The sequence below is a fragment of the Nostoc mirabile CHAB5784 genome (assembly GCF_020829645.1).
Taxonomy (GTDB): Bacteria; Cyanobacteriota; Cyanobacteriia; order Cyanobacteriales; family Nostocaceae; genus Nostoc; species Nostoc mirabile.
On the sequence record NZ_JAIVFS010000181.1, the window covers coordinates 1 to 9,535 of the forward strand.

5 protein-coding genes and 5 pseudogenes are annotated in these 9,535 nt (G+C 42.8%); 2 read left to right on the forward strand and 8 right to left on the reverse strand.

The window, feature by feature from the left end:
- Positions 1-127: 127 nt before the first annotated feature.
- Positions 128-376 (forward strand): annotated as a pseudogene (locus LC653_RS42795) (IS4 family transposase); the annotation flags it as partial.
- Between the two features lie 99 nt (positions 377-475).
- Positions 476-700: pseudogene (locus LC653_RS42800) on the forward strand (IS5/IS1182 family transposase); the annotation flags it as partial.
- Positions 701-1,599: 899 nt separating this feature from the next.
- Here LC653_RS42800 and LC653_RS42805 read toward each other — a convergent pair.
- The 8 genes and pseudogenes from LC653_RS42805 to LC653_RS48155 form a co-directional block, all read right to left on the reverse strand.
- Positions 1,600-2,364, reverse strand: a complete 765-nt coding sequence (locus tag LC653_RS42805; RefSeq protein ID WP_229501343.1) for an SDR family NAD(P)-dependent oxidoreductase — start codon at positions 2,362-2,364, stop codon at positions 1,600-1,602.
- A gap of 8 nt (positions 2,365-2,372) precedes the next feature.
- A complete protein-coding gene (gene argS, locus LC653_RS42810) occupies positions 2,373-4,415 on the reverse strand; it encodes an arginine--tRNA ligase domain-containing protein (protein ID WP_229501344.1) in 2,043 nt (680 codons plus the stop codon).
- Positions 4,399-5,433 carry a 4-hydroxy-2-oxovalerate aldolase gene (gene dmpG, locus LC653_RS42815; protein WP_229501345.1) on the reverse strand — a complete coding sequence of 345 codons (1,035 nt, stop codon included), beginning with the start codon at positions 5,431-5,433 and terminating at the stop codon, positions 4,399-4,401. Before dmpG ends, argS begins: the two co-directional genes overlap by 17 nt.
- Before the next feature lie 226 nt (positions 5,434-5,659).
- A pseudogene (locus LC653_RS42820) lies at positions 5,660-5,844 on the reverse strand (IS4 family transposase); the annotation flags it as partial.
- 360 nt (positions 5,845-6,204) lie between these two features.
- Complete coding sequence (locus LC653_RS42825) at positions 6,205-7,839, reverse strand: cyclic peptide export ABC transporter (protein ID WP_229501346.1); 1,635 nt, start codon at positions 7,837-7,839, stop codon at positions 6,205-6,207.
- Between the two features lie 308 nt (positions 7,840-8,147).
- Complete coding sequence (gene cysC, locus LC653_RS42830; RefSeq protein WP_267923426.1) at positions 8,148-8,723, reverse strand: adenylyl-sulfate kinase; 576 nt, start codon at positions 8,721-8,723, stop codon at positions 8,148-8,150.
- 32 nt (positions 8,724-8,755) lie between these two features.
- Positions 8,756-8,960, reverse strand: a pseudogene (locus LC653_RS42835) (IS701 family transposase); the annotation flags it as partial.
- Positions 8,942-9,121: pseudogene (locus LC653_RS48155) on the reverse strand (IS982 family transposase); the annotation flags it as partial. The pseudogenes LC653_RS42835 and LC653_RS48155, both read right to left, overlap by 19 nt.
- Between the last annotated feature and the right edge of the window lie 414 nt (positions 9,122-9,535).

The following is a 9,535-nucleotide window of genomic DNA, read 5'->3' on the forward strand; positions in this document are numbered from 1 at the left end:
GGCTCAACACACTATTGTGGGTTCGGTTTTAACTGTCAGGATAATTATTAATATACCTGCTGATTAGTCGCGTCAAAATAGTTTCTTCCATTCATAGCGGGTGGCGATCGCCGCCAGTGGGGCTGCTGCTGCAACTATATCTGGTCAAAAAATTAAACGCATGGGTGTTCAAAAATATGTTGGACGAATTAAAGAATCTAAGCGGATTGTTCGACGACATAGTAGTTTTTATATTGGTCTTTATGGCCACAATTGGGTCAATTTCATGGAAAATTCTTATGAGTTAGTCACTGAATTATTGAGATTAAGTCCTAATAAGCGTAAGTGCTACCAGCAAGGAGAGAGGGCTATGAGGCTTATTCTATCTGCATCCTAGCCCTTTTTGTAGCCCCGCAAGGAGACAACATCTTCAACTTTAGCAACTGAATCAACTCAAAAAAAAACAGAAGAATTAGAAAAAGAAGATAACACGCCAAAAAATCGGGGAAAATTAATATTAGATGCGACTTGTGCGCCAGGAGACATCAGCTATCCAACAGATTTAGAGCTATTAAATCAAGCAAGAAAACAGACAGAACGAATCATAGACCTTCTTTATGAACAGATAAAAGGTACATTAGAGAAAAAACCAAGGACTTATCGGGAAATAGCGAGAAAAGACTACTTAGAAGTCGCTAAAAAGCGTCGTGTATCCCAAAAAGTGTGATTTTACCCCCCGCATGACCAAATTTTGAACCATAGCGTGACCAAAAGTTAACGTAATTTCAAGCTTTTGAATCAATCAACAACCTAACTTTATGAATCAAATTATGTCCGCGTGTTTTACTTGTGTTCCATAATGCGACCAAAAGTTTTATTTTTGGACTTGGTAAAAAATGCCGAGTAAGACACACTAATTTCGTCGAAAATTTTAAACTTTCGGTCAAAATATGATTCAAAACGTCCACGATATGGTTCAAAAACATGTTTAGTCGAAAATTCAGTGATTAAGCGATCGCCCGATACTTGGTTTTAAAACCTCTCGATCAAGAACACGTACAAATGAACTATAAAACCCACGTTGCTTCCTGGAATTAAGTTTTGAGGTTTTTGGACTCTATTTATAACTTTGAAGTATATGTTGTTCTAGTGCGGAGTGAAGCGTATCGTGTCCGTTTGGTCAAAATATGGTTCAAATCACAAAAAGATAGGAAAAAAGCGATTAAAAAGCAGCTTCAATATATCAAAAGAAACTTATCTCATATTGACCAGCTAGGCGTAGATATAGCGTAGCTGACACTAGGGGCAAAGTAGTACAATTTTACCTCAAATCGGATTTTGTAGTATGACAGTAACACGACTATAACCCTTATTATTTCGTGCAACCTTGTGCCAGCTTTCTCTAAAGAGAAGCAAACAAGACTTGGATGATTCGTGAAAAAGCGATAGCTAAAAAGCTTATACGGTACTACTTTCGCCCTATCTTGCCCTTGGTGTCAGCCACGCTATATCTGCCCCTAATTAGAGCTTATTGCAAATGAAGGCTCTTTTTGTTTTACCATAAATTGCCACATTCTTTAGCCTGTAGACATTTCAGGGTATTGTGTCTCCCCTCAAGAGTCAAATCACGCTGTCTCCTCCATCAACAACGATATTGGCACCAGTTATCCAACTGGACTCTTCAGATGCCAGAAATATGGCTGCTCCGGCAATGTCTTTTGGTTGCCCGGTACGACCAAGAGGGATGTCTTTGCCCCGTTCAGCCCAAACTGATGGGTTGTGCAGCCACTGATCCGAATTTGCCTTCGTTGCAGTCAGCCCAGGAGAAATAGTATTTACTCGAATACCGTGAGATGCTAGTTCGTATGCAGCACCCTTGCTCAGCATCAGCAAGCCAGCTTTACTACACTGGTACGCGCTCATTTTGCTAATAGCTTTCGTTGCACTGATCGACGAAATGTTGATTATGCTGCCTTGGCGACTGTCTGCAATACAGGCACGAGCAAAATATTGAGTGGTCAAGAAGGGAAAGCGTAGATTGACTTCAAGTGTACGATTATACTCCTCTAGTGAGAAATCAACGAATGCTGTTCGAGTAGCTGTCGCCGCATTGTTGACAAGAATATCTGCACAGCCAAAGAGTTTATGGCTTGCAGCAAAAAGGTGGGATACAGCATCGGGTTCTTGGGCATTAAGCAGAGTATAAGACGTTCTAACACCGAATGATGAAAGATGCTCACAAAGGTTCTGAGCAGCCGCTTCGTCTGTTTGAGCTGTCAAGAACACATCTGCTCCTTCAGATGCAAATGCTTCTGCGATCGCCTTCCCAATACCATTTGCACCACCCGTAATGATGGAGCGCTTACCCCTGAGTCTCTCTACCATTTTCCCTTCTATATTGTTGGTGGGCAATCGACATGGCAAAGCCTGAGACTATTGATCAGCGATTGCTGAACTGCCACGGTAATGAGTAGTCGTGCTGGATTGGCAACCCCGTCTGTAATCACGGGCGCACGAGTGTAGTAGGAATTATAAAGCATTGCCGTCTCAAGCAAATGGCGAATCAACAGCGAGGGGTTGGCTTGTTCGGCAGAGGCTGCGATCTTTTCAGGAATCTGTTGAAGCTTGAGAAGAAGCATCGCCTCCTGTTCATTAATCTCAAACTGCTCTATCTGGTATGCGGGAATTGGCTCCTTGCCATGTTTTCGCAGAATGCTCCTTGCACGACAAGCAGAGTAGACCATATATGCGCCGCCAGATTTCTCAAAGCCCGCGATCGTATTTTCCAGGGTAGTCAAATCAATATCGACCGATCCTTTCATGTCGTGCTTCAGGTCGTTGAACACCAGCGATCCCACAGCGATCTGGCGGGCAGCGTGATTTAATTCCGCTTCGGTTTGATTTCCGCGGTCGCTCAGACGAGATCTAAAATATGTAAACGACTCGGTCAGCAAGTGATTAACACCTGAAACTGTGTCACGGCTTGATAACTTCTTGCCCGTTTGAGCATCAATGTAGAAACCAAAGTACAAGTGCTTGAGCTGCAGGTCAGGGGGGGCAATACCAATTTTGTAGGCTGCCTTGAACAGGCGAGAAAAATGAACCTTCTGTTCCTGTCCGACAACGTAGGTGATGTCGGTTGGAGAGAATAGCTCACAGCGCAGAGCGATCGCTCCAATATCGCGGGTGGCATAAATGCTCCGACCATCGGCGCGGCGCACGACATACCGTTCGCCATCGTCCAGAGGCACAACGACTGCGCCAATATCCTTTCGGATTAATTCAACACGGCTGTCATGCTCAGATTGAGTCATTTTCTGCAGAGCGAGAAGCGAGTCTAATTCCTGGATGTTCTGCTCTGCTAAAGTCTGGGTGTAGACGACAGCCTGGCCAGACGCGAGGCATTCATCGATCAGCGCATCGCCCACAAATAAATAGAAACTTTCACCAAGAACGAAGTCGATGTGGATGGCGAGAGCATTGTAAAAGCGATCAAAATCCTCAAGGCTCCACTGTACCATCTCTGCCCAGAGATCGACTTCCTCTACGACTCCTGCTTCTAGTGCAGCAAAGCGGCGATCGGAGGCAGCTACAAATTCCTCAAATGCCGTCTTTAAACCTTGTTCGTCCTGAATGTTCGGAAAATAGCGGGCTAAAAGTGCTTGCTCTTCCTCGCTGAGAGTATTCAGGGACAGACCCTCTGCGACAATCCGCTCTGTTGTCCGGCGAATCCGATAAATATCCAGGAGGCGATCGTTATTTCCCATCGTGGATGGAAATTGATCCTTGAACCTGCGATAACCTTCTAGGTTGAAGCCAAACCCACCGAAATCATTGATATGGTTGATCCGATAGACTAAAGCTCCACAAGCTTCGTGCAAATTGGACAGCACATGTCCAATAATCGTTGACCGAATATGTCCTGCATGCAGAACTTTTGCCACATTCGGCGATGAATAATCGACGATAATAGTGCGGTCTGCCTGGGTATCGCTCAGTCCAAAACGGCTGCCCATGTCAAAAATGGTCTGAGCAGAATTTAAGAACCAGCGATCGGAAAGCGTGAGATTAATGTACATCCCCTTTGTTTCAACTCGTGCTATGGAGTCTGAGAATTCCTCTCCCTTCAGCACTTCCACAATCCAGGGTTGATACTCTTTGATGAAGCGTTTAGGACCACCATCTTTTAGAAGCTGCTCAAGCTTTAGCGCAACGTCGCCACCAAACTTTTCTCGCTCGATCAGCTCAAACTGAGGCTCCAAGCATCCCTGTCCCCACTTTTGTGACAAAGCATATGCAATCCGCTTTCTCAGCTTTACTAACGGGTAATCTCCGAAATTGGACAGCGATTTTTTCTTGTGGATAGCAATTTGCTCATTCCGGAAAACTTCAACCTCCCGACGACGAACTGTATTAATTTTAGCAAGCTTGTTCATCTGCATTTTTTTGGCGGTTAGATAATGCTAGTGCTACGTCAATAATCAAATCTTCTTGACCAGCGACCACTTGACGTCGCCCTAGCTCGAAAAATATATCACGTGGGTCGATACCCATCTCAGTCGCAACTGCCGTGACCTTTGGCTTAAATCCGGAGAATACACCTGCCAACCCGCTGACTATACTTGTCGAAGTAACAGTCGGTGGGGTAGGCATTAGCTCGCGCTCTGCAATATCAGCAGCATCAAGCAATCCATAAAGCTCAATTCCTGTTTCAAAGCCAAGCCGATGAAGGACAGGAACTAACACCTCTATTTGAGTATTGCCTGCACCTGCACCAAAACCACGGGCGCAGGCATCAAGAATATCTGTACCCGCTTTAGACGCAGCAATAGAATTTGCAACAGCCATGCTGAGGTTGTTGTGGCTGTGATATATTACGGAAACGTCAACCGCTTCTCGGATCGCGGCAATGCGTGTTGTTACATCATCGGGAAGATAGTGCCCAGAAGAGTCAAAAATGCCGACGGCTTGTGCTCCATAATTCTGCATATGTACACAGGCATTTGCCAGTTGTTTAGGTGAAGCCATGTGACTCATCAGAAGGATTCCTTGTGCCTCTACGCCAGCTTTTCGAGCGTGTTCTAGATATCGCTCAGTAACATTATACTCCGTGCAATGTGCGCCGATTCGGATCACATCCGCTCCCTCCGCAATGGCTTGATCCAAGTCGCGGGTTGTCCCCCATCCAGGCAACATAAATACTGCCATACGGCTCTGGTGAAGTGCCTGCCGTACAGTTCTCATCATGTCTAGATCGCTGGCAACCGCTAGTCCGACCTGTAGCGACGATGCACCCAACCCATTACCATGCCCAACCTCTACTACGGGTATACGAGCTGCATTGGCAGCCTCAGCGTAGAGACGCATCTGCTCTAAGGTAAGTTGATGGCCAACGGCGTGCTGTCCATCTCGCAGGGTCGAATCATGGATAGTAATCTGGTGAGTTTTACTCATGCCTCGCCTTTGTATAGCAGTGGAGAAATTTTGGTCGCTTAGAGCAACTGTCCTATTTTCGGTGATTGGGGCAACTACAGTGAGCAAGCTGCATTAACGCAAAATCAAGCTTTTCCTGCATTCACTGTACTATACTTTATCACAAACAATAGACCTCTTGCACGAATCAAGAAAAGAGCATCAGTGAGAGGTTAAGGTAATTGCATATTTGTCAAGAGGGTGCATGAAAAGGCGATAAATCGAGCTTGGAGACTGGCTTTCGCAGCGCTTTGACTACTCCTAAGTCTTGATTCTCTGGGGCATCGGGTCATCCGCTTTACCTTTGTCATAGGCAACACTAAAATGATACAAACCACGAAAAATCATCTCCAAAGAAATGCGGTCAAATGGTAAAGCTAATTCATCAGCTACGGGAGCATCCTAGTTTTTTGCAAAGAGAGCGAAAATCAGTCAGGATAAATAAGATGAGTGTATTTACTTACCAATGACCCCAGAACAAAAACAAGCTTTTGAAGAACATATTTTCGTTTTATTACCTAAAAGCTAAAGTAAAAAGGAAGTTTAGGCTTTTCATCTCCATTCTAGCTGTTATTGATTTGTTGACACCATTCTCAACTACTGAGGTGTTCCTTCTATCGCTATTGACTAAAAAAATTCATCTTTTGCGATCTCTCAACTGAGAGCATCCCCAACCAACATCACCAAAAGCGGACAAGACCCCATTTTCTTTGCAAAAGCTTGTCAGTATCTACGCCAAGAACCAGTGATAAATCAGGTATTTATATTCTTTGAAATTTCGACAATTTTTCCATAATCAAGTTTAACCACCTTGTCTGCAATATGAAAATAATTATCATCATGACTGATGACTATGATTGTTTTGCCTTGATTCTTCAATTGTGGTAGAAGCTGATGATAAAAAATATCTCGGAAGAATGGGTCTTGATCAGCAGCCCATTCATCGAATAGATATATTGGGCGGTCTTCTAAATATGCTGTGAGAAGCGCTAATCGTTTGCGTTGTCCCTGAGAGAGAGCCAGCGTAGAGAATAGCCCATTTTGAATCTGAACTTTTGGATTAAGTTGAAGCCGTGTCAAGTAATCTTGAATTTGTTGCTCTAAGTTGTCTAAATTGATTCCAAGTAAACGTTCAAATAGATAAAAATCTGAGAAAACAGCTGTAAAAAGCTGACGGTAACCTTCTCTATTATGTGACGTTACCTTCTGTCCATCAATAAAAATATTACCTTTATCTGGAATATACAAACCTGTAATCAGTTTAGCCAGTGTAGACTTGCCACTTCCATTGCCACCTATAATAAATGTCATCTCTCCTGAGTAAATGCTTAAATCAATAGGGCCAAGAGTAAAATGGCGTTCTTCTTGTTCGTGGTTATAAGTATGGAAAATTTGTGATAATTCAAGACAATCTTTGAACAGAGGCACTTCTGTATATTGGTGGGTAACTTCAGGCTCAGCACAGCTAGCTAGAGATAACCCTAGTGTATTTACCTTGTGAAGCGCAACGCTTCCTTGCGTGAGGGTAGGTAGGATCTGTAAAATTCCTTCTAAAGGCCTAACGAGGTAAGTAATGGTTAGAACATATCCAGAAAGTATATCATTGCTGACTGTCGCAATTCTGGGAAGCCCCAACACCAGTAGACCTAAAATAACAAAAAAGAGAATTTCTCCAGTAGTAGTCGCAAACGCTAGAATTTGCAAAGCAGTTACACGATAATCGCGCAATGAGGCAGTTGTAGTCTCTATCTCCTGTGTTAGAAATGCTTGTCGACGACAGATATGTAACTTAAGTTCTTTAGTCCCATCAGTTATAGCACGAAAGTGCTTGAAAAGCTGATCTTGTTCTTCACGAGCAAGTTTCATATATCGACTAGCTCGATCAATAAAAAAATGAACAGTTACGATTATCAACGCTAAGAAAAAGGCTACTGCAACAAAAACAATCCAGTTCAACCAACAGAGATAGACTAAACAGCTAATTATTATCGCAACATTTATGCAAAGAAAAGGAATATTGAAAACAGATGTTGAAATAGATAGGGTATCATCTGCCAGAGTTGCCAACAATCGTTGAGGACCTAGTTTCTCTAAATGTTGCAACGGAGAAGAGAGAATCTGGCGACTTAAGCGGAGACGTAGGCGATAAACAGCATCTTGGGAAATATTAATAAGCAAGAATTGCGAGATAATACCTGTTAGCGAAGTGATTAAGATTAATCCGATAAATTTCCAGATTATAAGCGGGTTAAAATCTGTTTTACTGCTGATGACATAGTTGATTAACGCTAGTAATAAAGCATTAAACCCACCGCTGAGGGAACCAGCAAGAATAGCGACTGCTAGCCGACCTTGGAATTCTTGTAGAATAAATTGAAGCAAGTTCATAGAATTAACATCTACTTAACCTGAGTTCGAGATAATGAAAGGGACAGTGTATGTATATCGGTTTTATCGATTCCACCAGCTTAACCCTCTTCTGTTACTTCCATGAAAGTAAATTCTGAAACCTTTGCCAGATAAGGATATTGGCAAAATTAGGGCGTATCATCAGTTAATGTAAAGAAAGATAAAGTAAAAATTGACCCAACCAGAAGGATTCTTGCGCCATGACAAGCCGCCGTTATGCCCTACGGGACATCCGTGAAAGGACTTAAGTCAAGTGCTTATCACCGATGCTGCTACTGTGATTTGGCTCAACTGATGACACACCATAGCTCAGCAATAACCTTGGCAACGCTTTCTTCAATGCTCTCCTGATCTGTGTAGCAAACCACTTCAGGATTGAGAGGTTCTTCATAAGGATCATCAATGCCAGTGAAATTTTTAATTTCACCCGCTCGCGCTAATGCATACAGGCCCTTAACATCGCGAGCTTCACAGATATCTAAAGGTGCATTCACATACACTTCCATGAAGTTTTCTGTCATCTGGCGAATCTCATCACGAATGGTGCGGTAGGGACTGATAGCAGCTGTAATTGCCACTACGCCATTGCGACTGAGCAAGTTAGCCACAAAGCCGATTCGCCGAACGTTGATATCTCGGTCTTTTTTGCTAAAGCCTAAACCTTTTGATAGGTTGGTTCGCACAATGTCGCCATCAAGCATTTCGACTTTGCAATGGCGGATTCTGAGTTCGCGCTCGACGGCTTTGGCAATGGTAGTTTTGCCTGAGCCACTTAAGCCTGTAAACCACAAAGTGACTCCTTGATGTTGCATTATAGCGGTTCTCAGTTGGGTGAAATATAGTAACAGCAGTAGGTGAACCATTCAATAAGAGACCATTTATAAAGTAACAGAACTTACGCATTGACAGAAATACTGCGATGTGAGTTTAAACAACATTTCTGTGCTAGCTGTTCCACAATGAAGTCACGAGCCACCTGAAGAGACAAATTCCTCGCTTTCTTCATACCAGTTTTCAATTAACTCCTGAACTCGCATTAATTCTAGTTGCGTAAAGGCGCGGATAGCACTAAAAAAGTTAGTTTTAATTGCCTCAGATGTTGATGAAACGCAATCAGTATCGTGATGATCTCGCTCAAACATAGACTTCTTTCCCGAACCCGTTTTATTCCTCCATTTACCAACAGCTTTTTGTGCCATTGACTTTTAAAAGCTTTATATAAATTATCTACGTGGCAAAATAAAGCATCTAAACTAAACATAGGAAGGTGCTGGATTTGACGTTATTTTCAGCTTACTACCTGTCCCTTTCCTTATCCCGAACTAAGGTTAAGTAGTGGCGCGACAAAGCTAAAATAGTGTAATAAAAAATGGTAGCAACTCAGATAAACCAAGGTTTTTAGTAATTTTCCTAATGCACTATTTTAGTCTTGCCACGCCAGTAGTAGCGTGTCAAGGCTAAAATGTTGCAATAAATTAGCGCTAAAAACATTGAATTTAAAAGTTCAAAGCCCATTTTATAATGCACAACTTTAGCCAATACACGCTAGTAGTAGCGTGTATTGGCTAAAATGTTGCAATAGTAAAGGACAAAAATGGGGGTAAGCTGGTGGGAAGAGGTCGTAGTGATAAAGTGCTTTTGAATACCGAACAAAGGCAAAAACTAGAATCTCTTA